This is a genomic window from Boudabousia marimammalium, assembly GCF_001936115.1.
Classification (GTDB): Bacteria; Actinomycetota; Actinomycetes; order Actinomycetales; family Actinomycetaceae; genus Boudabousia; species Boudabousia marimammalium.
Genome location: NZ_MPDM01000002.1, coordinates 86,111 through 112,278, shown reverse-complemented (window position 1 = coordinate 112,278; position 26,168 = coordinate 86,111). Strand labels below are relative to the sequence as shown.

Annotated in this window: 22 protein-coding genes; 12 read left to right on the top strand and 10 right to left on the bottom strand. The window is 53.1% G+C overall.

From position 1 onward, the window contains the following. Positions 1 to 5: 5 nt before the first annotated feature. The 5 genes from mtrB (at position 6) to secA (ending at position 8,152) form a co-directional block, all read left to right on the top strand. Positions 6 to 1,805, top strand: a complete 1,800-nt coding sequence (mtrB, locus tag BM477_RS02095) for an MtrAB system histidine kinase MtrB (protein WP_075361025.1) — start codon at positions 6 to 8, stop codon at positions 1,803 to 1,805. After that, entirely contained in the window at positions 1,802 to 3,481 is a 1,680-nt protein-coding gene (locus BM477_RS02090; RefSeq protein WP_075361024.1) for an LpqB family beta-propeller domain-containing protein, read from the top strand. Before mtrB ends, BM477_RS02090 begins: the two co-directional genes overlap by 4 nt. Positions 3,482 to 3,566: 85 nt before the next feature. After that, positions 3,567 to 4,307: a ComF family protein gene (locus BM477_RS02085; protein ID WP_075361023.1), complete on the top strand. Its 741-nt coding sequence runs from the start codon at positions 3,567 to 3,569 to the stop codon at positions 4,305 to 4,307. 191 nt (positions 4,308 to 4,498) lie between these two features. Next, positions 4,499 to 5,149, top strand: a complete 651-nt coding sequence (gene hpf, locus BM477_RS02080; RefSeq protein ID WP_075361022.1) for a ribosome hibernation-promoting factor, HPF/YfiA family — start codon at positions 4,499 to 4,501, stop codon at positions 5,147 to 5,149. Positions 5,150 to 5,320: 171 nt separating this feature from the next. After that, entirely contained in the window at positions 5,321 to 8,152 is a 2,832-nt protein-coding gene (gene secA / locus BM477_RS02075; protein ID WP_245792813.1) for a preprotein translocase subunit SecA, read from the top strand. A 5-nt stretch (positions 8,153 to 8,157) separates the two neighbouring features. Here the strand turns inward: secA and BM477_RS02070 are convergent, their stop codons facing one another. Together BM477_RS02070 and BM477_RS02065 are read right to left on the bottom strand one after the other, a co-directional pair. Continuing rightward, entirely contained in the window at positions 8,158 to 8,697 is a 540-nt protein-coding gene (locus tag BM477_RS02070) for an Rv3235 family protein (protein ID WP_075361021.1), read from the bottom strand. After that, on the bottom strand, positions 8,694 to 9,467 hold the full coding sequence (locus BM477_RS02065) for a LysM peptidoglycan-binding domain-containing protein (protein WP_075361020.1): 774 nt from the start codon (positions 9,465 to 9,467) through the stop codon (positions 8,694 to 8,696). The genes BM477_RS02070 and BM477_RS02065 overlap by 4 nt, the downstream gene beginning before the upstream one ends. Before the next feature lie 104 nt (positions 9,468 to 9,571). Here BM477_RS02065 and BM477_RS02060 point away from each other — a divergent pair, with 104 nt between their 5' ends. Further along, positions 9,572 to 10,099, top strand: coding sequence for a hypothetical protein (locus tag BM477_RS02060; protein ID WP_075361019.1), 528 nt, complete (start codon positions 9,572 to 9,574; stop codon positions 10,097 to 10,099). 7 nt (positions 10,100 to 10,106) lie between these two features. Here the strand turns inward: BM477_RS02060 and BM477_RS02055 are convergent, their stop codons facing one another. Further along, complete coding sequence (locus tag BM477_RS02055) at positions 10,107 to 10,325, bottom strand: helix-turn-helix domain-containing protein (protein ID WP_075361018.1); 219 nt, start codon at positions 10,323 to 10,325, stop codon at positions 10,107 to 10,109. A gap of 148 nt (positions 10,326 to 10,473) precedes the next feature. On the opposite strand from BM477_RS02055, the gene BM477_RS02050 reads away from it, so the two are divergent. The 3 genes from BM477_RS02050 to BM477_RS02040 are packed head-to-tail and all read left to right on the top strand — an operon-like array spanning position 10,474 to position 13,057. Then, positions 10,474 to 11,109: an SAF domain-containing protein gene (locus BM477_RS02050; RefSeq protein WP_075361017.1), complete on the top strand. Its 636-nt coding sequence runs from the start codon at positions 10,474 to 10,476 to the stop codon at positions 11,107 to 11,109. Between the two features lie 6 nt (positions 11,110 to 11,115). After that, positions 11,116 to 12,558 carry a CpaE/TadZ family protein gene (locus BM477_RS02045; protein ID WP_143230174.1) on the top strand — a complete coding sequence of 481 codons (1,443 nt, stop codon included), beginning with the start codon at positions 11,116 to 11,118 and terminating at the stop codon, positions 12,556 to 12,558. A 40-nt stretch (positions 12,559 to 12,598) separates the two neighbouring features. Then, on the top strand, positions 12,599 to 13,057 hold the full coding sequence (locus BM477_RS02040) for a DUF6912 family protein (protein ID WP_075361015.1): 459 nt from the start codon (positions 12,599 to 12,601) through the stop codon (positions 13,055 to 13,057). A gap of 6 nt (positions 13,058 to 13,063) precedes the next feature. On the opposite strand, the gene BM477_RS02035 is transcribed toward BM477_RS02040, so the two are convergent. From BM477_RS02035 to BM477_RS02015, 5 genes are read right to left on the bottom strand one after another with little or no spacing between them, the layout of a single operon-like run. After that, on the bottom strand, positions 13,064 to 16,207 hold the full coding sequence (locus BM477_RS02035) for an AAA family ATPase (RefSeq protein ID WP_075361014.1): 3,144 nt from the start codon (positions 16,205 to 16,207) through the stop codon (positions 13,064 to 13,066). Further along, a complete protein-coding gene (locus tag BM477_RS02030; RefSeq protein WP_075361199.1) occupies positions 16,204 to 17,457 on the bottom strand; it encodes an exonuclease SbcCD subunit D in 1,254 nt (417 codons plus the stop codon). The genes BM477_RS02035 and BM477_RS02030 overlap by 4 nt, the downstream gene beginning before the upstream one ends. Positions 17,458 to 17,509: 52 nt before the next feature. Further along, on the bottom strand, positions 17,510 to 18,544 hold the full coding sequence (gene rsgA, locus BM477_RS02025; protein WP_075361013.1) for a ribosome small subunit-dependent GTPase A: 1,035 nt from the start codon (positions 18,542 to 18,544) through the stop codon (positions 17,510 to 17,512). Further along, complete coding sequence (aroA, locus tag BM477_RS02020) at positions 18,541 to 19,956, bottom strand: 3-phosphoshikimate 1-carboxyvinyltransferase (protein ID WP_075361012.1); 1,416 nt, start codon at positions 19,954 to 19,956, stop codon at positions 18,541 to 18,543. The genes rsgA and aroA overlap by 4 nt, the downstream gene beginning before the upstream one ends. Continuing rightward, the gene (locus BM477_RS02015) at positions 19,953 to 20,477 is read right to left on the bottom strand and encodes a DoxX family protein (RefSeq protein ID WP_075361011.1); all 525 of its coding nucleotides are present in this window, start codon (positions 20,475 to 20,477) and stop codon (positions 19,953 to 19,955) included. Before BM477_RS02015 ends, aroA begins: the two co-directional genes overlap by 4 nt. Positions 20,478 to 20,610: 133 nt before the next feature. Between BM477_RS02015 and BM477_RS02010 the strand changes: the two genes are divergently transcribed. The 3 genes from BM477_RS02010 to BM477_RS08605 all read left to right on the top strand — a co-directional run bounded on the left by BM477_RS02010 (position 20,611) and on the right by BM477_RS08605 (position 21,683). Continuing rightward, complete coding sequence (locus BM477_RS02010) at positions 20,611 to 21,216, top strand: sigma-70 family RNA polymerase sigma factor (RefSeq protein ID WP_075361010.1); 606 nt, start codon at positions 20,611 to 20,613, stop codon at positions 21,214 to 21,216. Next, entirely contained in the window at positions 21,209 to 21,481 is a 273-nt protein-coding gene (gene rsrA, locus BM477_RS02005; RefSeq protein ID WP_075361009.1) for a mycothiol system anti-sigma-R factor, read from the top strand. Before BM477_RS02010 ends, rsrA begins: the two co-directional genes overlap by 8 nt. Positions 21,482 to 21,608: 127 nt before the next feature. Next, complete coding sequence (locus BM477_RS08605; protein ID WP_418214809.1) at positions 21,609 to 21,683, top strand: 50S ribosomal protein bL37; 75 nt, start codon at positions 21,609 to 21,611, stop codon at positions 21,681 to 21,683. 76 nt (positions 21,684 to 21,759) lie between these two features. Here BM477_RS08605 and BM477_RS02000 read toward each other — a convergent pair whose 3' ends face one another. Then, a complete protein-coding gene (locus tag BM477_RS02000; protein WP_075361008.1) occupies positions 21,760 to 22,335 on the bottom strand; it encodes a GDSL-type esterase/lipase family protein in 576 nt (191 codons plus the stop codon). A 53-nt stretch (positions 22,336 to 22,388) separates the two neighbouring features. Beyond that, positions 22,389 to 26,069 (bottom strand): multifunctional oxoglutarate decarboxylase/oxoglutarate dehydrogenase thiamine pyrophosphate-binding subunit/dihydrolipoyllysine-residue succinyltransferase subunit, encoded by a 3,681-nt coding sequence (locus tag BM477_RS01995; RefSeq protein ID WP_245792811.1) that lies wholly within the window; start codon positions 26,067 to 26,069, stop codon positions 22,389 to 22,391. Positions 26,070 to 26,168 lie beyond the last annotated feature (99 nt).

The following is a 26,168-nucleotide window of genomic DNA, read 5'->3' as shown; positions in this document are numbered from 1 at the left end:
CTGTTATGGCTGAACCACCGGCATCCACTGGTGCCCTGCATGTGATGCAGGCATTCAAGAAATCTGGTGTGATTCCTGCGGATCCTCCCCTTAATCAGAGCTCTCAAAGGAAGGGCAGGAGGCGGATTAGATTCTTCCTAAGGCATAACCCGATAGTTAATCTTTTCAATCGTTCTTTGCCGGTGCGCACCTCAATCCTGCTGACGGTTTTAGGTGCCTTGATGGTCTCCGGGTTGTCGGTGTTCATTTCCAGCCATATTCGGGCTGATGTTTTCAATGAGCGGGTTAGCCAGGTTGAAGCAGACGCGGCGATTCGCTTCGCGGTAGCTGACCGGAGTTTCTCTGAAGCTACCATCAGTACTATTGATCAGGCTCAGCAACTTGCCGTATCCGTTGTCTCTTCTGCTCGTAACAATGCTTTGGGGGCGCGGGCCATAGGTGTTCTACTCTTGCGGGCTCCGCGCACGGAGAGTATTAGCTCTATCAACGAAGTGATTGATCCAGATCGGTCCTTAGTTGAACTGGTTTCCACTGAGCTCCGTGCCCGGGTGGAAAAGGACACCAAAAACCGTCAGTTCTGGCAGTCCGTGGAAGTCACTAACCCTGACGGTTTGAAATCTCCCGGCATTGTGATTGGGCAAAGAATTACGGTACCGACTGCCGGTGACTACGAAATGTACCTAGTCTACAGCTTACAATCTGAAGCCCGGACAGTGGACACTATGCTCCGTACCGTGATTGGTGGGTCAATTGTTTTGCTGTTCGTCTTGGCTTTGCTGGTCTGGCTGATTATCTACCGTGTGCTAGGTCCCGTGCGTGGTACCGCTGAGGCTACGCGGGAGCTAGCTTCAGGAGACTTCCAGGTTCGCGTAGAGGTCAAGGGAGAGGACGAGCTGGCTGTCTTGGGCCGTTCCTTCAACGGAATGGCTGAATCTCTAGAAACCACCATCGCCGAATATGATGAGCTGGCGAAACTACAGCAGCAGTTCGTTTCTGATGTCTCACATGAGCTACGTACCCCGCTCACCACCATAAAGATGGCGGGAGAAGTTATCTACAACCAGCGCGACACATTACCTGCCGGTGCGAAACGCTCCGCTGAACTCCTGCACGAACAAATTGATCGTTTCGATACGATGCTGGCTGATCTGCTGGAAATCAGTCGCTACGACGCGCAGGCAACCATACCGGATTTTGAATATCAAGACATTATTGCCGTTACGGAAAGAGTCATCGAGAATGCGGATACCCTCGCTCAGAAGCTTGGGGTGGAAGTCACCCTCGACGCCCCGCAAAGCCCGGTGCGAGCCGAAATGGATGAGATCCGTATTGAACGCGTGATTCGTAACCTGCTGGTAAATGCTATCGAGCATGCAGACCACTCCCGTGTCACCATTACTATCGCTAAACAGCTAGATTGTGTTTCTGTCCGTGTCTTCGATGCTGGTATTGGGATGAGCCCAGAAGTGGTGAACCGGGTTTTCGATCGGTTTTATCGCGCGGACCCAGCAAGGGCACGAACCACTGGTGGAACTGGCCTGGGACTGGCCATCGCGAAGGAAGATGTCAACGTCCATGATGGCCTGCTTGAAGCTTACGGCGTGGTCGGGGTCGGGTCGGCTTTTATGATGACAATTCCGGTTCGGCACGGCGCAATTGTGGGGATGCGAGCTTTGTCAATCTGGCCTGAGGACGTCCCAGGTGGCCCGACCGAAGAGGAAAATCCTGAGCTCACAGTGCAGCTTCCTGATTACTATTTGGCTGACTACCCGCTAGATGATGAGGAACCGGAGGAGTCGGAATGAGAACGCAGCGTCCCTCTCGGCGCAAGTCCTTTGCGCTGGTGATTACCCTAGTTGGAACCTTACTACTGTCCGCCTGCGGCTCTCTTCCTAGCTCCGGCTCAGTTCATGTTTCTGAAGGTGATCTGCCCCCAGAAGGGCGCTCGATGCAGACTGCACCGTTACCACGAAAAGGCTCTAGCCAGCTGGATATTATGCGCGGTTTCATGGCTGCTTGTAGCGCGGGGGCGACCAATAATGACTTTGAAGCAGCTCGTCAGTACCTGCTCTCTACCGCGCGCCGCGGCTGGGAACCTGAGCGCAGCATTCGTATCTACGGCAATGATCAGGTCCCAGAAATTGGTTTCAGCGAAACCCAAGAGAAAGCCCAGCTGACGATTGCCGCCACTGGACAGGTTGACGCTTCGGGGCAGTTTCAGGTTGGTTCCCCGGGCGGGAAGCTGGTTGGCACCTTCAGCTTCGCTCAAGACGAGGAAGGGGAGTGGCGCATCTCGGAGCTACCTGCAGGTATTACTATCTCTCAGGGGACTTTTGATGCCTCCTATCAGCGGTTGCCGATCTACTATCTGTCACCGGATAAAACCATTTTGGTTCCAGATTTACGCTGGGTACCAAAGTCTAAGACGGTCACCTATCTGACTCAGCATCTTTTGGACGGCCCTTCCGCGGACTTGGGTTCATCCGTGGCGACCGCGCTGCCAGCGGGCACTTCTTTGCCTTCGCGTACTGTTGCAGTGGAAAATGGCCAAGCCTTAGTTAACCTTCAGGTGCCAGATGCGACACCACCGGATGAGGCTCAATCTTTGTTGCAGTGGCAGATTTCTGCGACCTTAAGCCAGTTGCCTTCGGTAACCTCGGTGAAAGTTACTTTGAACGATAACCTAGTGACAGTTTCACCTCCGGCAGGTCCTGCTTATTCCGGCACTGAGGTCTTGGTGGTATCAGACAATAATCTGCGTACTTTGAGTGGAGACACAGTGTTGCTGTCTGCAGATAAAGCGGGGGATTTGGAGATTAGTTCTCCGGCGCGCGGTCCGATTAAGGGCAGTCCGGTAGCTTTTGTGAATGCGGAGCGGGAGCTTTGGACGATTTCTGAGAATCAGTCACCGCGGCAGCTTTTGAGTGCGGAGTACGTGGGTGCCCCCAGTATTGATTATGCGAACTGGATTTGGGTGCCCACGAAGCAGTCTGGTGCTGTGACTGCCGTGAGGGCAAGCGGTGAGAGCGTCCGCGTTCCGGTTAGTTATACGACTGATCAGCTGTTGAGTTTTGTGGTCAGCCCGGCCGGCGTGCATGCGATTGCTACCCGGGGTGGGGATACTCGGGCGGCGGATTTGGTGCGGATTAACCGTGACGACAGGGGTGTACCTGTTTCTGTTGATCTGATTGCTTCTGTGCCGCTACCTCATGATTCTTTGATTTTGCCGGCGTGGACTTCTGCGACTGCCGCTGCAATCTTGTTGCGCTCCGAAGCGTCGGGTGAGGCCTCGATTCTGTCTTGGCCTTTGGGTGGTTTGCGTTCTCAGGAGCCGGCTTATCCGAAGTCTCGGGCTTTTGTGGCTGCCATTGGGGCGCGTCGTTTGTATGTGGTAACCGATGATAATGTGCTGTTCCAGTTGGATGGTCGGCATTGGATTCCGGTGGGGCGCAATGTTTCCGCGGTGGCAACTTCCGGCTGATATGGGACGAGTTGTGGATATCTGTTTTCCCCGACCTGACTTTTCTTAAGGCGATTTCTTTGCGCTTTTCTGCTCTGCTGGGAGCATGAGAGTAATCGTTTTTGTGCGAGCACTGTTTCGCCAGTTTGGTGTCGGCTTGCGTTTGCTGTTGAGTCTGTTGTTTCCTTCACTTTGCTTGGGTTGCGGGGCCGAGGGAGAGCAGCTGTGTGAGTGCTGTTTTAGTGAGGTCATCTCTGGCGGTGTGGAGAAGGGTTTTTATGCTGATTTGTTGAAGGTCTCTACTTTTGTGGCAGCTGCCCGCTACCGGGCAGTGGCACGGCTTTGTGTTTTGTCTGCGAAGCATGACGGGCAAGCTGACCCGCAGAAGTGGACTGAGGTGGTCGGTCAGTATTTGGCTGAGCGCTTGTGGGAGTCGATTGACTGTCGCGGAGCTCTGTATGTGGTGCCGGCACCTTCGGGTTTGGCACGGCGCTGGTCAGGCAGGTATGTGGCTGCCGAATTGTCGCATGAGGTGGCGAAGTCCTTGGTGGAGATAGCCAGACAACTGGGGGAGAGCTGTCGGGTTGAGGTGGTCTGCGCTCTCCAGCTTTCCGCTTTACGAGGGAGTCAAGCCGGCCGGTCTGCGGCGCAGAGAAACCTCCGCAGTGGCCAAATCAGTGCATTTGATGGGGTTTTGCCGCATTCTGCTCGTGTGGTGTTAATAGATGACGTGGTTGCTTCGGGTGGCACTTTGAAAGGGTGTGTGAACGCTCTTCGCGGAGCTGGCGCCGCAGTGGTAGCCGTTGCGGTAGCTTGTGCTTCAACTCAGGCGGCCACTGTCGGTTGAATGGTTATCTTTCTTCCAGCGAAATACCTAAAGATTTTACAGTGAGACGTATGCCACTACGGTATGATGTGAGGAATAAGGATCCTATAGGCGCTGAATGCAGCGAGAAAGGGGTGGTGGAACTTTCTAGGTGCAGCAGCAAAGACGCTGTTGTTTATCGTTAATCTTTCTAAGCTCTCAAGGAGAAAATTATGGACATCAACATTACCGCCCGCAACGCCGAGATTCATCCGAATTTCTGTGAATATGTGGAAGAGAAGGTGTCTAAAGTAAGCCAGTTTTATCGGGGTGCTACGGCAGTCCACGTGGAACTGACTCATGAACGTAATCCGCGTCAGGCTGACACTGCCGAGCGCGTCGAAATTACGGTATTTGGCAAGGGTCCAGTGATTCGCGCTGAAGCGAATTCTTCTGATCGTTACGCAGCTTTGGATCTAGCTGTCGGTAAGCTCTATGAGCGTCTACGTCGGGCCCGCGACCGGATTAAAGATCATCGTCGCCGCTACCAGAAGGACAGCCCGGTGGATTTGGGTGCAGTGGATATTACTATGCCTGAAGATGAGTTGTTCTCAGCTGCCCCTAGGAATGAGGAGTCGATGACGGTGCCTCAGGAAGTAGGCGAGGCGGTGGAAGAACAGCTGGGAGATTCTCCGGTTGTTGTACGGCAGAAGCTTCATGAGGCGGACCGGATGACAGTCGATCAGGCTCTGTATCAGATGGAGTTGGTCGGCCACCCGTTCTTCCTGTTCATTGATATTGAGACCGGGCAGCCCTGCGTTGTCTACCATCGTCATGGCTGGACCTACGGCGTGCTGCGGTTGAACACGGTGGTTGCTGACTAGCTGTCATCGGGTTTCTTAACAAAAAGTAGTCGATGCGGGGTGTGAAACGATGAGGTTTCACACCCCGCATTGCACTCTGCTGAGAGTGAATGAGTCAAATAGGGCGGCGACTTTTGCGTAGACTGGTTAAGATTTAGGTGTAAACAGTTTTTTTTCTGTAAGGAGAACCCGGTGGGAATTGGAAGTAAGCTTTCGAGCTTAGGTAATAAGATTCTGCGTTTTGGTGAAGGTAAGACGCTTAAGAAGCTCGAAGTTATTGCTAACCAAGTTGATGCTCTGGAAGAGGATTTCAAACTGCTTAGCGATGAAGAACTTGCCGGGAAGACTGAAGAGTTCAAGCACCGTTTGAGCGAGGGTGAAAGCCTGGATGATCTTTTGGTTGAGGCTTTCGCGACAGTGCGTGAAGCTTCCGCGAGGACTTTACGGCTTCGTCATTTCCATGTGCAGATTATGGGTGGCGCCGCCTTGCATTACGGCAATATTGCGGAAATGAAAACTGGTGAAGGTAAGACACTGGTCGCTACTTTGCCCGCATATTTGCGCGCTCTTGAGGGCAAGGGTGTTCACGTAGTTACCGTGAATGATTACCTTGCTTCCTACCAGTCAGAACTGATGGGTCGAGTATTCCGCTTTTTGGGGATGACTACCGGTTGTATTATGGCTGGTCAGACTCCCGCCCAGCGCCGTCAGCAGTACAACTGCGATATCACCTATGGCACCAACAATGAGATGGGCTTTGACTTCCTTCGTGACAACATGGCCACCGCGAAAGAGGATTTGGTGCAACGCGGACATAACTTCGTCATCGTCGATGAGGTTGACTCGATTTTGATTGATGAGGCCCGTACCCCGCTGATCATTTCAGGTCCGGCAGATGGCTCCAATGATGAATGGTATCTGACCTTTGCAAAACTGGTAGATGGTCTTGAGGAGGATGTCCACTACGAAGTTGACCGCAAGAAGCGCACTGTCGGGGTGCTGGAAGAAGGCATCGATGAGGTGGAACGCCAGCTTGGTTTCGATAACCTCTACGAAGCTGCCTGGACGCCGCTGATTGGTTTCTTGAATAACGCTATTAAGGCTAAGGAGCTGTTCAAGCGCGATAAAGACTACATCGTTTCCAAGGGTGAAGTCTTGATTGTTGATGAGCACACTGGGCGTGTGTTGCCGGGCCGTCGTTATAACGAGGGCATGCACCAGGCGATTGAAGCCAAAGAAGGCGTGGAGATCAAGGCAGAGAACCAGACTTTAGCTACAGTTACTTTGCAGAACTACTTCCGTCTCTACCCGGAGGGTTCCCGTTCGGGCATGACCGGTACCGCTGAAACTGAAGCAGCGGAGTTCGCGGAAACCTACAAGATTGGTGTGGTCCCGATTCCGACGAATAAGCCGATGATTCGTCAGGATAAGGAAGATTTGATTTACCCGACTACGGCCGGTAAATATCGTGCAGTGTTGGCTGACATTGTGGAACGTCACCGTAGGGGGCAGCCGGTTCTGGTGGGTACTACTTCAGTTGAGAACTCTGAGTATCTGTCGCAGCTGTTGCGTCAAGAGCGTATCCCGCACACTGTTTTGAACGCTAAGCAGCACGAATCTGAAGCCGCTGTCGTAGCTTTGGCTGGTCGCAAGGGTGCAGTTACTGTAGCTACCAATATGGCTGGTCGTGGCACCGACATTATGCTGGGTGGTAACGCCGAGCATATTGCAATCGCTAATTTGAAAGCTCAGGGGTTGACCGCGAATGAGACCCCCGATGAGTTCGAGGCCGCTTGGCCTCAAGCCCTGAAGGATGCCGAGGATGCGGTCCAGGCTGAACATGATGAAGTTGTGGAATTAGGCGGTCTTTACGTGCTGGGCACGGAGCGTCATGAGTCGCGACGCATCGATAATCAGCTGCGTGGCCGTTCTGGACGTCAGGGCGACCCTGGTGAATCCCGCTTCTATCTGTCGATGGAAGATGAGCTGATGAATCTTTTCGCTTCTGGCATGGCCCGTTCCATCATGCAGTCTTCTAGCTATCCTGAGGATGAACCGCTGGAAATGTCGGTGATTTCTAAGTCGATTGCTTCAGCACAGGCTTCGGTGGAGAGCCGTAACCGTGACATTCGTAAGAATGTTTTGAAGTATGACGACGTGATGACTGAGCAGCGCGAAATGGTTTACTCGCAGCGCCGGCGGGTGCTGGAAGGTGAAGACCTGAGCAATCAGATGGATTTCTTCATTGAAGCTTTCGTTGACTCTTTGATTGCGGAAAGTGCCTCCGATCCTGACCCGCGCGAATGGGAGCTGGACCAGTTGAGGGGTACGTTGGTTTCCTTCTTTGAGCCTAGTGATGGGTTGAAGGCTCTTTTGACTCGTGCCGAGGAAGAACACGATGTGTCTGCCCGCGATATTCGTGATGCACTACTGGAAGAACTACGTGATGCCTACATTGAGGCAGAAGACTATGTGAGCGAATCAGAGTTCACGAAGTCACAGTTCGGTGAAGAGCCGATGGCTGAACTTGAACGGATTGTATTGTTGAACAACGTGGATCGTCTCTGGCGCGCGCATCTGTACGAGATGGACTACCTGAAGGAAGGCATTGGTCTGCGCGCGATGGCTCAACGTGACCCGCTAGTTGAGTATTCTTCTGAGGGTGCTCACATGTTTACCTCCATGATGAAGGCGATTCGTGAGGACACGGTTCAGCAGCTCTTTGTCGCGGTGAATAACCTGCGCGCCACGGAGACGCGAATGGCTCAAGAAGCTGAAGCTCAGCGGGCCGCTGTGGAGCAGGGTGAGGTTTCGGCTGAAGCGGCTGAGCACCCGAAGCCGAAAGCAACTTTCGCTAATCCTTCTTTGATTCAGCGCCATGCAGCTCCCAAGAATGTAACCACTTCAGGGCCCAGTGAGCACGATGGTTCGGCTTCCTCTGCTACTGGTGTGCAGGTTAGCCGACCCGCTGAACAGGGTCTGAACCGGGCTCAACGTCGCGCGCAGAAGAAACGTAAGAAGTAGTTCTGTTAGCGGGTTTCCACGGCGGTGACGACCCATCTGCGACGGATGATTTCCATGCGGATTGCTACCGCGTGAATTTTCTGCGCCATCGTTACGGTGGTAGAGATTTCGACGATTCCTGGACGTGGCAGGCAGAGATTAATCGGGCCTACTTTCATTAGGCCGCCGGCGCGTTTGATTTCTGCTTTATCCCAGTCTCGGTTGAGTGCTTCGAGACGTCGCAGCACATAGGGGTGTATCCATTGCCTCACTGTGCTGTAATCACGTCGCCCCATGATGCATTCGAAGATGATTCGGGTGATGCCCTTAGCCCATTGGGTGGGATGCGGTACTAGGGGTTGCTCATCTGGCTGCGGATCCCACCCTCGGTCCGGAAGAGACTCAATATTCGTAGCGGGGAAGAGGGCTAGCTCTGCCGGGCCATGGCTTCGTGCGAACTCTCCGCGCGCTCGCCGAACGTGACACGATTGGTTCCCTATTTGAATGGGAGACCTTTTGCTGCCGACTGGAATCAGAGAGGGGACAGCTTCCACAGTGATGCTCATTTTGCAGCCTCCTTCAAGGTTGGTAGAGCAAGTTGCGTTCCAGGAATGATTAGATTCGGGTTCACGCCGATTACTGCGCGATTTTCCCGGTAGATTTCTAGTACGTACTGATGGACGTGATGATTGCTTTTTGCTTCGCCTAAAGTTGCGAGATGTGATTTGGCTATTTTCCACAGTGAATCTCCTGTTTGTACCGTGTAGGTGGAGAGCTCTGGTGCTGCGACTATTTCAACTGATTTAGTTTGTCCTAGTGAGATTTCGGGAGCTGCACCCCACCTAAGGTCAGAGACTCGGAAGCTCGGATTGTTCGCGAGGGTTAAATCTGTTGTGGGATCAGTTTGTAGCACTTCCAATGCCTGGTAGTTTGAGGTATCGGAAACTGTGGACGCGGCTGCCTGGATTTCAGTGGCGTAACCTCCACAAGCTGTTCCTAGGCTTAGTGAAGACGCAAGTAGCAGATTTATCCACTTGGGTCCGCGGTTTCGAACTAGGTTTGCAGCCGTGATTGAATCAGAGGCTCTAGCGTAGAGCGCGATCAGCAACCAGAGAGTTTGCCACAGGGCAATCCCTAACCCTGTAGTGAGGACAATGGTCAGCACGATGAGATTGAAGTCTGCTGCGCTTTGGGGAAGGAAGGAGAAATCTGTGCTCAGTATGGTTCGGTACAGTGCAGCCCCGCTTGCCAGTAACAGCAACGGGGGAGCGGAAATAATGGCGGCGCGTTTGAATGGTCCCCCGTCTGTTTGAGAATGTTGCAGACTTGTATTCATTGTGACTCCATAACATGGTTCGATTAAACAATGCTTATGATGTCATTTGATAGTGTTTGATGTCAATAGGGTTTTCTTGGTTGTGGATATGTCATAATGTCGCTATGGATATTGATGCAGTTTTTCTTGACCTAGAAAGCCAGTTTGAAGCTCAGTTGAGGGTTGAAGGCGACGCTCTGAAAGCCGAGCTATTAGAAGCTGAAAAGGCTTCGATTTCCCTCTGTGAGCGTTTAGCTTCTGTCCGAGGTGGAATTGTTGAGTTGTTCTTGCTTGATGGCACAGTAATTAGCGTGACGGTAGCAAGGGTAGGGCCTGACTGGCTACTTGGACATGGTGAGGAAAGAGATTACCTGGTTCCAGTGTCTGGCCTGGCTGCAGTGTCTCGCTTAGGAAGAGCGCATCGTCCTCTAAATCAGATTGAGAGCCGGGTTACTTTGAACTCGATAATCAGGGAAATGGTGCGAAGACGTGCAAAAGTCCGCTGGATTTCTCGCAGAGGTGACTGGTTGGGAGAGATGGTCGCTGCTGGAGATGACTGGGTTGATTTTTTAGTGGATCAGCAACGCAGTCTCCTCACCTTACAAAAAAGTGCTCTGCTGGCAGTTTCGCTACCTGCGAGAAGGCGTCAATAGATCACCGCTATGCTTCGTCACGGAAACTACCGTTTTCTACTTTTTCCCTAGTCTGGGCGTAGAGCCTTTGGATGTAGTTTTCTAGCTCTGTAGCTTCGACTCTCCACAGCTTACGGCCGCCAATTTGAATGCCGGGAAGCTCACCGGATAGCACTAAACTGCGCGCTGCCGCAGGCGTAATGCAGAGTTGTTCTGAGACATCAGCAAGAGTGAGAAAACGTGTCATAGTTCAATGATGACACGAATACGCCCGATATCAACTTGATCCTCATAATTGTGCATAAGTTTGCGACTACAACAAAAAGTCCTGTGGATAACTAACCAATTTTGGAAAACTGCTGAGAAATACCAGACATTTATGAAATGCTGAACGCATGAAGAACAATAGTGCTACTGAAATCGGGGTCGGTAAGGCCCGATTGCTGCGTGACCGTAGATTTCTTGCCGGCGTATTTTTAGTGGTTATATCTGCTTTGTTGGGGGCGTGGCTATTTCAGAGCATTTCTGCTGGAACTTCTGCCTATATTGCGGCAAAACCTCTTGCTGCTGGGGCCACTGTTTCGGAATCTGATATCCGGATCGTAGATATCAGGGTTCCAGGTGACCCTATCTATGCGTCTGCGCCAGATAGCCCGGTAGGGAAGACTTTGACTCGATCAGTTGGAGCAGGTGAGCTGATTCCGGTCGCTTCCTTATCGAGTACTCCTCAAGACTATTCGCGTATTGTGGTTTCGCCAAAGCAGCCTCTGCCAGCGCAGACACAGGTGGGAGATCTCGTCCAGGTCTGGGCTGTAGTTAAAGCAAGGGGTGGCGTCGATCAAGAACAGGAGCAGTCTTCTTTGCTTTCTGCTGAGGCAGTCGTGATGGATATTCGACAGGGGAAGACCAGTATTGGGGTCAATGCCGGTAATGAAGTTGAGATTGCAGTACCGAAAGGGTCCCTCGGCTCCGTTATTGATGCAATCGGTGCGGACAAACAGTTGATTCTTGTCCCCACCCATCGCAAATAGGAAGTCATGATGGTTGAGAGAACAGTTTTATTGTGTCTCGAAGGCGAGCTGGAGGCTGATCTAGTTCAGCTTCTGCAGGCTCACCCGTATTTCGCTGTAGCTCGGCGCTGTGCGGATTTGATTGAGTTAACCGCGGCAGCGACTGCAGGATTAGGATCCATCGCCGTGCTTGAGGATACCGCTGAGCTTTCACGTGCGGTGGTTTCGGATTTGCTAAATGACGGTTTAGACGTGGTGGCTTTGGGGGCCGCCGAGCGTGCTACTGAGCTCACAGATATGGGTGTATCACTGGTGATAACCCAAGCGAATGCGGGTTCTATTGTGACGGGTCTGGAGGGTTTGGAAGATCTCCGGGCATCGATTCAGCCGACTGAAGCTGCAAGCGGTACTGTTATCAGCCCTGCACAGCTAGAAGATGATCATGTGGCTGACTTACTGAGTATGGATCCTTTTGATGAGGGCATTGAAGAATCCGCTCAGAAAAAGAAGTTAGCTACACGTTTTCCTTCTCGACGTGCAGGGGGAGCGAATGCGGCTGATGATTCTGTACTGCCTTTCACTCAGCTAGAGAACGCTGCAGAAGAATACGATAGCGTTGCTTTGGCAGCGGATGTTAAGCCTTTGGGACGAGTAGTTGCGGTGCGGGGGACCGAGGGGGCTCCGGGCCGTTCGACTTTAGCCTTGCTGACCGGTATTGAGCTGGGACGAAGCGGTAAGAAGGTGATTATCGTTGACGGTGACCTATCTGCTCCGTCTTTAGGGCTAATGGCGGGAGCAAGACCGGAATGGGCAGGAATTGCGGTGGCTTGCCGAATGGCTTCACGCGGCCGTCTGGATATTCATACTTTGTCTCGACTCTTGCATGCTACGGGACCTGATTCACTGTTGCTTTCAGGTATTTCCCGGGCAGAGAGGTGGCGTGAGGTGCACCCTGAGGATCTCACAGCGGTATTGGATGAGGCGCGCAAACTGGCTGATTATGTAATCGTTGATACCGCTGCCTGGTTACCGGATGAATCAGATGACTTTGATGTTGCTATTGCACGTGAGACCATTACCGCGAGGATAGTTGCTGCCGCCGACCAGGTAGTAACTGTTGCCCCGGGCAACCCGGTTGGAATATCTCGTCTAGTGGCACTGCTGGAGGATAGCCCCTGCGAGGAAGAGGTTTTGGTAGTGAACCGGGTTAGCTCAGCTAGCAGCGGCCCAGCAGCTGAAGCGGAGATCCGAAGCATCGTGGAACCCTTGTCTGGAGGGCGTCCGCTTTTACTGATTTGGGAGGACGAAGCGATACCAACAGCTTTGCTACAGGGGGTAGCTTTGCCTGAGGTGCGTAAGAGTGAGAGATCCTTAACTGCTATACAAGACTTGATCAGCCTGCTCTCGGATGAGGCTAGCATGCCAGCGAAAAGAGCCTTCCGCTGGGCTTTTTGGCGTCGCCACGGCTAGTTCGGTTCCACTTCTGCGCAGTTCGTGACAAGATAGAGACGTGCGTATCTATATTCCTGCTTCGTTAACTGTTCTGTCTGCCACTCGGATTGAACCGGGCTTAGCCTATGCTGTGACCCCTCGAATACTCGCTTTGGGTGAAGAGTATGGTTATGGTGAGCTGGAGTGCGAAGAGTTGGCTTCTGATTATGCCGCGATGGCTTCGGTGGTGTTGGAAGGCAACGATTGGCTTGGCCGCCGGATGGTGGTGGCAGCTGAGGTGGAGCCGGATCAGGTTTCGGATGCGGATGCGGAGGATTTCGGTTCCATCCAGTTACTTTCCCCAGTCTGTTGGAAGCAGGTTGCCTCTATCTTGATTGATGACGAGGGCGTAGAGACGTTAGTAACGCAAACTGCCCAGGGAGACGAATCCGCTTGGGAGGAGCTCTCTGAGACCTCATTAGCTTGGTATGACGCCTCTGAGCGGATGCGGATTATTAGGACTTTTCAGCAGTCCTGATTTGCCTTAGAAGCTGACTTTTAAAGTGGAGTGTCCATCCATGTTGGTGCGGATGGTAATCCGGTCAGCGATGCGTTCTTGTAGTTCTTTAACATGGGAAATCAAGCCGATTGTGGTTCCACCTTTGGAGAGCTTGTGCAACTCACTGATTACTTGGTCTAGATACTCGGGTGAGAGAGTGCCAAATCCTTCATCAATAAACATGGTCTCTATGTTGATCCCGCCGGCTTCTGAAGTCACTACTGAGCTCAAAGCAAGAGCGAGAGATAGTGAAGTGTAGAACCCTTCACCTCCAGATAGTGTCTTGGTGGAACGCTGGTGGCCGGTCTGATGGTCAATAATCTCTAGCCCTAAGCCAGCTGAGCGAGACTGCTGACGTGATTCTTTGTGTGTCCGGGCTAGCTGGTATCTGCCGCCCGAAATCTGCGACAGAATCGGGTTTGCGTGTGCCAAGATGTCTTCTAAACGAGAGAGCAAAACATAGGTTGAGAGGGAAGTGGACTCATCATTTTCAGAGCCTCTGCCTTGGGCTAGGGCACTGACCCTGAGAAGCTCCTGATTCTGCTTATAGTAGTCTGCGAGTTCTTGGAAACGCTCTTGGAAGCGGTCGGTATTTTGCTTTGCCTGCTGCGTCAGTGTCACGACAGTGCCGGCTAGACTGGAGGTTTCCTGATACTGTTTCTGAGCGTTCTGGGTAGCTTCGGCTAGTTCCGCTAGATCCGGAGGGGTAATGTCCTTGGGCAGAGCCATGATTTCTTCTGATTCTAGAACTCCTAAAGTCTTAGCTAGATCGGCGTCGTAGGTCTTGATGGCTTCCTCAAGTTCAGTCAGTTTACTGGCGGTTAACCGAGCCGCCTGGGCTTCTTCAGTGGTTTTGAAGGGTGACTCTAACAGTTCAGAACGGCTCTCCGCCTGGGCTTCCGCCAAACTATTCTCAGCCTGCTTCTGGTTCGCTTCGGCTTTACGGTATTCACTTAGCGCTTCAGTGGCTTGGTTGAGTGATTTTTGTGCTTCGCTAACCTTACTGAAAGGGGAAAGCCATGCAGATAGTGCCTTGGTGGCCGTTTCTTTTTGCGCAGTTAAGGCTTTGACCTTTCGAGTTTGGGCTTGAGATAGCCCTCGTAGCTGGCTGATTTGTGTAGCCAGCTTCTGGGATGCTTCCTCTAGGCGGCTTTGGGTAGCTTCAGCTTCAGGGAGTTGTTCTTTTGCGCGGTGGGCTCGCGTCAGATTTTCTTGAGCTTCGGAGAGGAGAGTTAAGGTGTCTGCTGCTTTGCGCTCTCCGATGCGGGCCCTTAGCTCTGCTTCTTGTGCTTTCGCTGTATCCAGCTCAGTTTTGCGCTGGTTCCACTCAGCAAGGGCTTTGTCGAGACGCTCTTGGGCTGCCTTGTAGGTGTCTTCTTCCCAAGAATCTGCTTGGCCTTCGGCAGGGGACGGGTGGGCCTTGGAACCGCAGACCGGGCAGGGAGCTCCCTCGTCCAGCTCCTTGGCAAGGCGAGCTGCCGCTCCTTCTTCCCAGATGGTCTGAGCTAATTTCTTCTGCGCATCAGCTTCCACCAGAGCTGCCTCGGCTGTCTTGAACTGCTTTTCGGCTTTGGCTTCCCGAGTCTGCGTGGAGCCGAGCTCTTTGAAGAGTTTTTCGACTTCCTGGAGCTTGTCTACCGTGAGCTCCAAAGCCTGTACCTGGCTGCTTTGTTGCGTAAGGGACTCGCGGAGCTCCTTTGCTTTGGTGAGCTGGTCGGGTAGCTGTTTGAGTTTTGCCTCCAGCTCTTTTAATGAATCCAGTTGTTGGCCGTTTTCAACTTCAGCTTGTTTGATTTGTTTCTCTAAAGAAGCAACTTCGGATTCGACCTGTTTAGCCGTTAAAAGGCTCTCAGCAATTTGCTCAAGATAGCCGCTACCGGCAAGCTGTTCAGCAGTTTCTGGGCAGGAAACAGTTGCGGAAAGCGGCTCTAGCTCAATTAGGTTCTCTTCATCCCGTGCCACAACCATAGGCCGGAGTGAAGTGAGTTTTTTACCGGTGGCAGAGGAGAAGAACTGATTCCACGCCGTTTGCTTCTTCTTAGATTCCTCTGACGCTGTTCTTTGCTTAGTCTCAGCGCGTTGTTCTCGGGTTAAGGCTTTTTGTACTAGCTCCGCCCGGTGCGCAAGCTGCAGAGAGCGGCGTTGCTTTTCAATCTCGGTGGATTGTGAGGCGAGCGCCTCTCGATGGGAGATAGCTTCTTCGCGCTGTTTGAGTAGCTTAACTAGGCGCTTGCCCGCTTCATGAGCTGAAGTAGCTTCGTCTTGGCGTACTTTAGCCGTATCCATTTTCTCATTGGCAGCAATACTGTATTTCTCTACGCTATCTTCTAGCTGCTGCACGTGGGCGGCTAATTCAGCCTGTAGATTATCTAGGCTTCCAGAAAAAAGCAGAGGGCTGGCGTACTGCTTCAAGGCTCCTAGATCAGGTGTTTCAAGTTCCGGCACTGGTTGGTTTAACTTAAGCGCGGAAATAGACTCTTGGAGAGATTCATATGCGGAGACCAGAGAGGCGCCACTGGCATCAATCTGTTTTTGATACTCATGGGCTTGTTGTTTGAGCTTTTCAATGATGAGAGTGTAGATTTCAGTGCCAAAGATGGTGCGCAGGACTTTCTCTCTCTCCCCGCTTTCTGCGCTTAAGAACGTATTGAATTTGCCCTGTGGTAACACAACCGTTTGCAGGAATTGTTCCTTTTTCAAAGGCAATAGCTGGCTCATCTCAGCGCCCACCTGGTTCGATTTGGTAGCAACTGGCTCTAAGACTCCAGACTCAGAATCCACCCGCCACAGGGTGGCTTTACCCGGGGTGGCTGACTTATTACCCGGTTTCAGAAACTGTGGGGTACGTTCAACCACATAGGTGCCGCGAGGAACAGAGAAGGTCAAGCGGACAAAGCTAGCGTCGCTAGGGGCGCAAAAATCGGAACGGATCCGGTCTTTTGATGAGTCTTTCTCACCAGCGACATCGTTGAAGAGGGCGAAGGTGATTGCATCGATTATCGTGGATTTTCCTGAACCGGTGGGGCCCTCCAGCAAAAATAGTCCAGAGTCCTCCGCAGACTCAAAATCAATTGTGTGCTCTCCAGGGAACGGACCAATTCCGGCGAAAGTAAGTTTCAATAGTCTCATCCGCTGTTCCTTTCTGACCGTACGCTATCGTATGCATCCAGAAGAACTTTCACTTCCCCTTCAGTTGGGTCTGAGCCCTTCATATCTGCTAGGAAAGACACCAGCACATCTTGAACTCTAGTTGCCTGAGTTGAAGCTGGGGCATGCGAGGGTAAGGCGGGGCGCTCCGCCAGGTGTCTAATCACAAGCGCATGGGGATAGGATGCTTTAATCCGCTGGTGGAAGCTCTCCGGTCGAACAGTGTCAGTCACGGTCACCTCAACAAAGGCGTCCCGTATCTGCGGATCGTTTTGGTGAGACATGACTTCATTCATTGCACCAGAAAGCCGGTAGATTTCACGCCACACAGACAGTTCAACCTCACGAGCAGAAATACTTGGTCCATCCGTTTCTAGCAACAGCACAGACTTCTTTTGCCCAGCTTCAGAGAAAGAAAAAGCAATTGGAGACCCGCAATAGCGGAGCTTAGGCTGGTCCGCTACTATTTGTGGGCGGTGCAAATGGCCTAAGGCTACATAGCTTAAACGCAAATCAGGAAGGCCAGTCGGATTACCCAAACTCAACATCACAGCAGCAGGAATACTATCCACGCCACCGACTGAAATATCACGCTCAGAATCCGAAGCCGCGCCACCAGTAATGAAAGCGTGAGCCATCACAATCACCGGCGGACGCTGTTCATCCTGTGCGGAGATATTGCGTTCATCCAAATCACGACCGACGCGACGCAAAGCAGCCGCCATCACCGCCTCATGAGAGCGCGGTAGTCTGAGAAGCTGATCGCCCTCGCCCTCGTCCTCAGCAGGGGGCAGGACAGAGCCAAGCTCATCAGCTAGGACCTCCCGCCACATATCAGGATCAAGATAGGGCAGAGGATAAAGTAATACAGTTTCGTTCTTGTCAGTGACTTCTACGGCCCGGCCGACACGATTGTCACGCGCAATAATCTGCACCCGATCACGCAATTGAGAAGAAAGGAACCCAAGCCGGGCCGCAGAGTCATGATTTCCCGGCGCAATCACCACAGGACACAAATGGCTTAAAGATTCCAGCGCCCGCTCCAACTGCAGCAGAGACTGTGTAGAGGGCACTGCGCGGTCCAAAATGTCGCCGGAGACCAAGAGGACTGACACTTCCTCGGCCTTAATGATCTGCTCCAAATCCTGGAAAAACAGATCATGCGCGGCAGAGAGATCCGCGCCATGCAGCGTTCTGCCGATATGCCAGTCCGAGGTGTGTAAAATCTTCATGCCATCAATCCTATAAGGGCCGCGGGACATTTAAGCGAAGTCCACGAAACCTCTAGGAATCTAGCTCATCAATTCGTGAAGCTAACAACCGTCGTAAAGACTCGACGCGAGCCACGCGGCGAAGCCTCTCCGGCTCTTCCAAGCCCGCTTCTTTCATCCACGGATCCAAAGCACAATCTGGTGCGTCAGCCTCATGTGTGCAACCGCGCGGGCACGTATCAATCACTTCGGCCACGTCCGGGAAAGCCGCAATTACTGTATCCACATCAATATGGGCCAAGCCGAAAGAACGCACCCCCGGTGTGTCAACTACCCATCCGCCCTCGGGAAGCTCCATCGCCACTGCAGATGTCGAGGTATGGCGCCCTCGGCCCGTCACCTCATTCACCGCGCCGGTAGAACGCCCCGCCCCTGGAATCAGCGCGTTCAAAAGCGTAGACTTCCCCACGCCCGAATGTCCAACCAACACAGATGTGTGGTCAGTCAGATAATCGCGCACTAAGGAGACGCCCTGCTCAGTGCCCTCAGCTAAAGAGGTCACCATTACGGGAACCCCTAAAGGCTCATAGAGAACCCGTAAATCGTCAGGCTCACCCAAGTCAGCTTTCGTCAGGCACAACAGCGTGTCCATCCCCGCAGCGAAAGCCGCCACCAAACACCGATCAATCATGCGTGGACGCGGCGGAGGATCAGCCAAAGCAACCACAATCACCATCAAATCAGCATTAGCAATGATGGCTTTCTCCACCACGCGAACATCGCGGTCCTCACTGGAGCGACGTAAAACTGAGGTCCGCTCCAAAACTTCGACCACGCGCGCCAAGGTATCGGGACGTCCTGACACATCACCGGTAACGCGAACTCGATCGCCAATAATGACGCTACCCTTAGGGAGCTCTTTCGCTTTAATCGCATCGACATTCTCGCCAGATTCCATCCGCAACCGGAAACGGCCACGGTCCACGCCAATCACGTGACCAATTGGGCGATCAGAATAATCCGGACGCAGTTTAGAACGCGGACGAGAACGCTTTCCCGGGCGCACCTTCACCCGAGGATCATCGGTGCCAGTATCACGACGGCTCATGCTAGCCCCTCCAAACTGCTCCATAACTGCACAAAATCGGGTAGTGTTTTCGCGGTAGTCTCAATCTCTCTTACCCGCAGGCCAGGTAGCTTAAGCCCTAGAATAGCCCCGAAAGTCGCCATCCGGTGGTCATGATAGCTTTCCACCACTCCTGGCTTCGTGACGGGGGAGAGGAACTCAATCTCGTCCCTGCTGGCCCGGGCTCTGCCACCCAGACGTTCAACCTCGGTAACCAGCGCTTTAAGGCGGTCGGTTTCATGACCACGTAAGTGGCCAATCCCGCGAATCCGAGACGGCTCAGAGGAGAGAGCACAGATGGCGCCGAGGGTGGGAGTCAGTTCTCCGTAAGCCGACAGGTCACAATCAATGCCATGCAGGGCGGAGGCGCCTCCAGCTGGCCCCCGTGCGGTTAAAGTTCCGTTCTCCCAGCTAATCTTTACCCCCAATCGGGGCATAATCTCCCGCCACGCGTCACCGGCTTGGGTCGTGTGCTCGGGCCAGTCTAAGATACTGACCTCACCCCCGGTCACTGCTGCGGCGGCCAAGAAAGGGCCTGCGTTGGATAAATCAGTTTCCAGCCGGACGCTACGCATAGCTATCGGAGCGGGATCAACTTTCCATTCGTTAAGGTAGCCAGATTTGACTTGATGGACTGTGACGCCCCGCTGTGCCAGGCAGTCAATCGTCATTTCTACGTGGGCTAGGGAAGGAAGTTTGCCGCGGGCACGTAAGAATAATCCCTGAGGGAGAGCAGCGCCGATCAACAATAGAGCGCTAACGAACTGGGAAGAACCGGAGCTGTCGATAGTGACTACGGGAGTAGTCAAACTCTCAGCGGGAGAGGAAAGTCGCGCTGATTCGGAGGGCATCTGCACTGTGAAAGGCAGAGATCCAGGATCACCATGCTCCACAATGACGGCTCCGAGCTGCCGAAGTGCGTCAATCAGGGTTGCCTGTGGTCGAAGATAAGCCTGCGGGTCACCGTCAAAGCGGGCGCTAACGCCTAGGGACACAGCCAGAGGCGGAATGAATCGCATGACCGTACCGGATAGGCCACAATCGACCTCGGCTAAAGTAATCGCGCTGCCTGTGCGTTCGCAGCCAGAGGTGGCTTGCGCAGTATTTGCACGCCAAGACAAATAATGCGCGGGGCTAACCTCAATGTCGACTCTACTGGTTGAAGTAGAGTCAGGAAGAACTACCTTCGCTTTAGCGCCAAGGGACTTGATGGCATCCAGCATTAGCTGCGTATCGCGCGACCAAAGTGCGCCGCGCAACAGGGAAGGACCATCCGCCAAAGTGGAGAGAACCATTTCACGGTTAGTTAAAGACTTGGAGCCGGGAACCCGAATCTTTCCAGTAACTGGACCTCGGGCGGCAGGTGCCTCCCAGAGCGAATCTGAAATGCTCAACCGAGCAGAGCGGAAACATTTGAGCGGGCGACGTCCAGCTCAGATTCTGCGGAATCTCGCAATGAGTTCCACTTAGCGGCAGCTAGAATGCGCTGACGATTCATCCAGTTGGAAGCTCGCCAGGCAACGGAAGGCTCACCCTGACGATCCAAAGCTGCCAGAACCATCGCGCCAGTCAATGCGCCCCGATGGATGCCGCTAGAAATCTTATCTGCGGTGGTCTTCTCCGCAGAAGTCTGGATAACTGAGGTTGGAATGGAAATCGCGGTAAGTACGGCTGCGCTCGTGCGGGGGAACTTCCCAACCGCCAAAAGGCTACCGGCAACAATGGTAGCTACACCGGTAACTCGAGTCGCCAACACCGGATTGTCAGCTACATAAGACAAACCGCAACGGCGCAACAGTGGGGCGTAGGGCTGCATTTTCTTGGTGTGCGCCTTCGGACGACGGACCGCGTCAACACCATCGGCAATGAAGGGAGCGGCTATCATGGGGCGAATCAAAGTTCTTAAAATATTCATGGCGTTATTCCCGGGTTGTGTATGCTGAACTGTAGATGAAACTAGGAGTGTATTCTTAGCTTCAGTTGCTATTGTATCGGGTTTAGCACTCTGACACGTCAGGGAAAGCAGAAAGGCGGTAGGCTCTTAACTGATGGAAACTGAAAGAAGCTTAGCCGAAAATGAAGTCTCGGAGATTCCTTCGAATGGAAGCTTTGAGGAACTAGCTTTGCCAATGCTCGATGCACTCTACTCTGCAGCTTTGCGGATGACCCGTAACCCGGCAGATGCAGAAGACATTGTGCAAGAAGCTTATGCGAAAGCTTTCTCTGCCTTCGGACAATATCAGCAAGGAACTAATTTCCGTGCCTGGATGTATCGCATCTTGAAAAATACCTTTATCAACTCCTATCGCAAAGCTCAGCGTAGCCCTCAGCGGAATGGAACCGACACGGTTGAAGATTGGCAGCTCTATGAGGCAGCCAAACATGATGGGACGGGCCTAGTTTCAGCTGAAGCTGAAGCGTTAAATGCAATTCCCTCAGATGAGATTGCGAAGGCAATGGATTCGCTGAGCGAAGAACGACGGATGGTTGTGTACCTAGCGGACGTTGAAGGATTGTCGTACAAGGAAATTGCGGCGGCACTTGAGATTCCGATTGGTACCGTGATGTCACGGTTAAATCGGGGGCGGAGGCAGCTGCGTGAACAACTACAGGACTTAGCTTCTGAATACGGTATTGGGGTCAACAATGAGTGAAGATAAAATCGAAGACTGTATCGAGAGTGGAGACTGTGCGGAAGTGCTGGAAAACCTCTTTGCATACATGGATGGTCAGCTCTCCGAAGATCCTCAGCATCGCGTAGATGTGCATATCAATAAGTGCCAGTACTGCCGAGATGCAGTGGACGTGGAAGCGCATCTACGGGAAATCTTGCGTTCAGCCTGCGTACAGCAAGCTCCGGCTAGTCTGAGACTGAGAATTAAACAAGAAATCCGCTTTCGCGCAAAGAACCCGAGATGATTAACTTGAACACAGTTAGACCAGTCAGTTTGTGCTTGAGCCTGATTGTGAGATACTAAAGAGGTTGTAATGCCGCGAGACCGCTCCTTATGGTCGGCGGCGAGCCGATGGAACGAGGAGGAGCATCATGTCAAAGCGTGGTCGCAAACGTCGCGCACGGAAGAAGAACGCCGCTAATCATGGCCGTCGTCCCAACGCGTGATAAATAAACTTAAGCAGTAACCCCGCATGAAAATGCGGGGTTACTGCAATTCTAATCAGTCATACGATTAGAGAGCCTAGGCAGAAAGCCACTCGTACCAGCCTTCGTGTAGGACCACCCAAGTTAGTAATCCGTAGCCACTTTGGCCAGGGTAGCTGGCCCCCGGTTCTAGAAACTCGGCGCGCCAATGCTCATGATTCACCAAGGGAGTGTACGTGTCCACCCATGGGATGTTACGACGGTGGGCTACCTCTTTACCAATCTTAACCAGCGCCTCAATTGAAGCTGAATCAACACCCGGCAGTGGAGGTGGCCCGACCAGCATGCAACGAGCCCCCAACTTGTAAAGCCCGTCTAGCGTATTGGCCAGATTCAAGCGTGTCCGAGCTCCCGCAATCCCAGCAGGAATATCGTGAACCCCCATCGCCACAGCAGCGTAGAGTGGCTCGTCATCAGGACCTAGCCGGCGCATGACCTCAGATTCCCAGCGAGCAGCCAAATCAGAGGTATTCTCATGTGGGACTGGCAAACTAATCACGTGAGTTTCAGAAGTAAACTCTGTGCGTGCGACGGCACGGCCCACCCAGCCTAAACCACGCATGTCTCCGGTTCCAGCGACTAGCTCATCACCAAGAATAATCAGTCGGGTCATGACAACTCCTTGTTGGCTTTAGTTCAATGCCCCTATCATACGGCAGTGCTGAACTAATCGCGGTCAAACGCCGCTTTCAAGATGGCGGCATTTTGGGTTCGATGCACCCTCGGCGAACCTGTAGAGGTGGAAGCGGCCGCGGGTCGTGAAACGACACGTAGCGGACCATTTGTGACCTCGTGAGGTAGGTTCAAAGCCAGGTGAGACCAGATTCCCTGATTCTTCGGCTCATCCTGGACCCAGACATGCTCAGCCGAACCGAATGGTGTAAGAGCGGCGCTAATGGCCTCAACATTTAAGGGGTACAGCTGCTCAAGTCGAATAATTGCAGTGGACCAGTCCTGTCGCGCTTCGCGTTCCTTTAACAAATCGTAGTAGATTCGACCGCTGCAAAGTAGCACGCGGTTCACCTGTGCTAAATCGCCGAGGATGCGTTCATCATGCTCACCAATAACAGGCAGGAAGCCTCCTTTGGTGAAATCAGCCACCGCGGACTGTGCTGCAGGCAAACGCAACAGCTGCTTCGGGGTGAAAACAATTAGCGGCTTACGGGGACGCTGATATGCTTGCGTGCGCAGCAGATGGAAATAATTTGCCGGAGTAGAGGGTTGGGTGACCAGCATATTGTCTTCTGCGCATAGCTGTAGGTAGCGTTCAATGCGTGCGGAGGAGTGGTCTGGACCCTGTCCTTCGAAGCCGTGCGGCAACAATAGAACAACGGAAGATCGCTGTCCCCATTTCTGCTCTGCAGAAGAAATGAACTGGTCCATTACGGTCTGTGCCCCATTAGCAAAATCACCGAACTGGGCTTCCCACAGGACGAGGGCGTCTGGCCGTTCTACCGAGTAGCCGTACTCGAAAGCCATTGGAGCGAATTCTGAAAGCGAAGAGTCGTAGACTGAGAACTTACCCTGTGTTTCAGCTAGGTTCTGCAGGGGCGTCCATTCGCGGCCAGTCTCTTGATCGTGGAGGACGGCGTGCCGCTGCACGAAGGTGCCGCGGCGGCTATCTTCACCAGCCAAACGGACCGGAGTTCCCTCCAGTAGCAAAGAACCAAAGGCGAGAGTCTCAGCGTAGCCCCAATCAATGTGTCCCTCAGTGGACATCTTCTGGCGGCGCTCCAGCAGCTGACGTAGCTTCGGATGCGGGGAGAATCCTTCCGGCACATTGACATGTGCTGATCCGATATGACGTAAAATATCAGGCGATACCGCGGACTGCCAGCCCAATACTTGAGCAGTACCAGGTAGCTGAGCATCCGGTTTATCCAGACCGTGCACAGCGGTGGTAGAGTTTGCAATATCTGCGGAGTCATTGCCCTGATCGGACTTCTCGACCTCTTCACGGGTCTGCGTCAGGATCTCGTTCAAATGTTCCTTGTACTCCGCCAAGGCAGCGGAGGCCTGTGCTTCGGTAATATCACCGCGCCCAATTAGGTTGCGGGTGTAAACTTCGCGAGTCGACGGGAGAGAATCAATCTGACCATACATAACGGGCTGTGTCATCGAAGGATCATCACCCTCGTTATGTCCGCGACGACGATAGCAAACCATGTCAATGATGACGTCCTTATTGAAAGTTTGACGGTAGTCATAAGCCAGATGTGCAATCCGTACCGCAGTTTCAGGGTCGTCCGCATTGATGTGGAAGATGGGAACTTGCAGGCCCTTGGCCAAGTCCGTGCAGTAGTTAGTGGAACGGGCCGAGGTGGGGCCGGTCGTGAAGCCAATCTGGTTATTGACAATCACATGGATGGTACCGCCGGTCCGGTAAGCGGCTAGCTGGCTCATATTCAAGGTTTCGTAGACGACACCTTGTCCAATGAAGGCAGCGTCACCGTGAATCAGAATTGGGAGCACCGAAGCCTCCGTCCCCAAAGCGTCAAGCTTGCCCCTAACGATGCCCTCAAGGACACCGTCGGCTGCTTCCAGATGGGAAGGGTTAGCGGCCAAATACACGGCCGTCTGCTTGCCGTTTGAGGCCGTGTATGTGCCCTCGGTGCCGAGGTGATACTTGACATCGCCTGAGCCTGCATAGAGGTCCTGATTTGTGCCGCCTTCAAACTCTCGGAAAATCTGTGCGTAAGACTTGCCGGCGATATTCGCTAGTACATTCAAACGTCCTCGGTGTGCCATCCCGATGGCCACCCCATCCAGTTCATCTTGTGCGCTATGGTAAAGGATGCTTTCTAGAATCGGAATTAGGGTTTCACCGCCTTCGAGGGAGAAACGCTTTTGGCCCTGATATTTGGTCTGCAAGAAGGTTTCAAAAGCTTCCGCTTGGTTCAAGGTAGAGAGGATACGTCGCTGATGATCAGTGCTGAGCTTCTCATAGGGACGTTCAATCCGATCTTGCATCCACCGGCGCTGAGCCGGATCATGGATATGCATGTACTCAATCCCGGCCGAGCGTGAGTAGGTGTCACGGAGCTGACTAAGAATCTCGCGGAGAGTCAGACTGTCAGTGCCGCGGAAACCATCGGTAGGAAACTCTGTATCCAAATCCCAAATGGAAAGCCCATGCTGTTCTAGGCGTAGGTCGGGGTGACGGCGCACGCGGTAGTGTAGCGGGTCGGTGTCAGCAGCGAGGTGTCCGCGGGAACGGTAGGCATGGATGAGGCCGGAAACTCGGGCTGACTTACCCATCTGATTGTGGGCGTCCCAGTCATGGTTTTGCGCCCACTGTAATGGTTCAATCGGCAGTCGTAGCGAGTCGAAGATACGGTCATAAAAGCCATCCTGGCCGGTAAGCTTTAGCTCCACGGTACGCAACAACATGCCCGATAGTGCGCCCTGAATCACGCGGTGATCATAGGTAGAGGTCACCGTCATGACCTTGCCAACTCCAGCGTGAGCACGCTGCCTAATCGAAGCACCAGCCCATTCTGCTGGTAAGTCCATGGCGCCTACGCCAATAATCAAAGACTGATCCTTCATCAGTCGAGGCACCGAATGGACAGTGCCGATGACGCCAGGATTCGTCAAAGTGACAGTGCCATCAACAAAGTCATCATTGGTGAGTTTGCCTGCGCGTGCTCGGTCGATGAGGTCCTGGCTAGCCCGCCAAAACTCTGGAAAAGATAGAGTGTCGGCTTTACGCAATACGGGAACCAATAGAGCGCGGCCTTTTCTGGTGGGGACATCGACAGCAATACCGAAGCCGATATGGGGCATTCGGTGAATCGCGGGTTTCCCGTCTTTGAGCTCATAACGCACGTTGATGTCGGGGTGCTCAATCATAGCTTCCAGCAAAGCGTATGAAATCAAGTGAGTGAAGGAGACCTTGCCGCCGGTGGTACGTGCCAAGTGGGCATTAATCAATCGACGGTTCTCAATCATCACACGCACTGGCAGGGTGCGAGCAGAAGTAGCGGTGGGGACCTGCAGGGATTCTTCCATATTGCGTGCAATAGCTGCTGACACGCCATGTAGAGTCTCCATTGACTCATCATCTAGAGTGCCGCGCTCCGTGGTGGCTTTAGTTCGGGTGCGCACATAGGTGGAGGTTGGTGGGGCAACACGTACCGGGGGAAGAGGGGGGAGATCAGAACGCGAAATATCAATCGAGTTTGGAAGAGTCTGAGGTGTGGAGGTCTCTGGCATAGCAGCTTCTGAAGCCGGAGCCACCTCAAGATCATCGTGTCCGACCGGCGGGCGCGGGGGAATTTTCTGTGCCTGCTGGGAGGGGACAAAGGAGAACGAGTCCGGCTTTGAGTTTCGTCTTTGAATTGTCACGCTAAGTCTCCATTAGTCTGCCAACTTACATTAGTTAAACATTAGGACGAAATGCCTAATAACTCAACGGCAACACGACGCCAACTCTAATATCTTTGT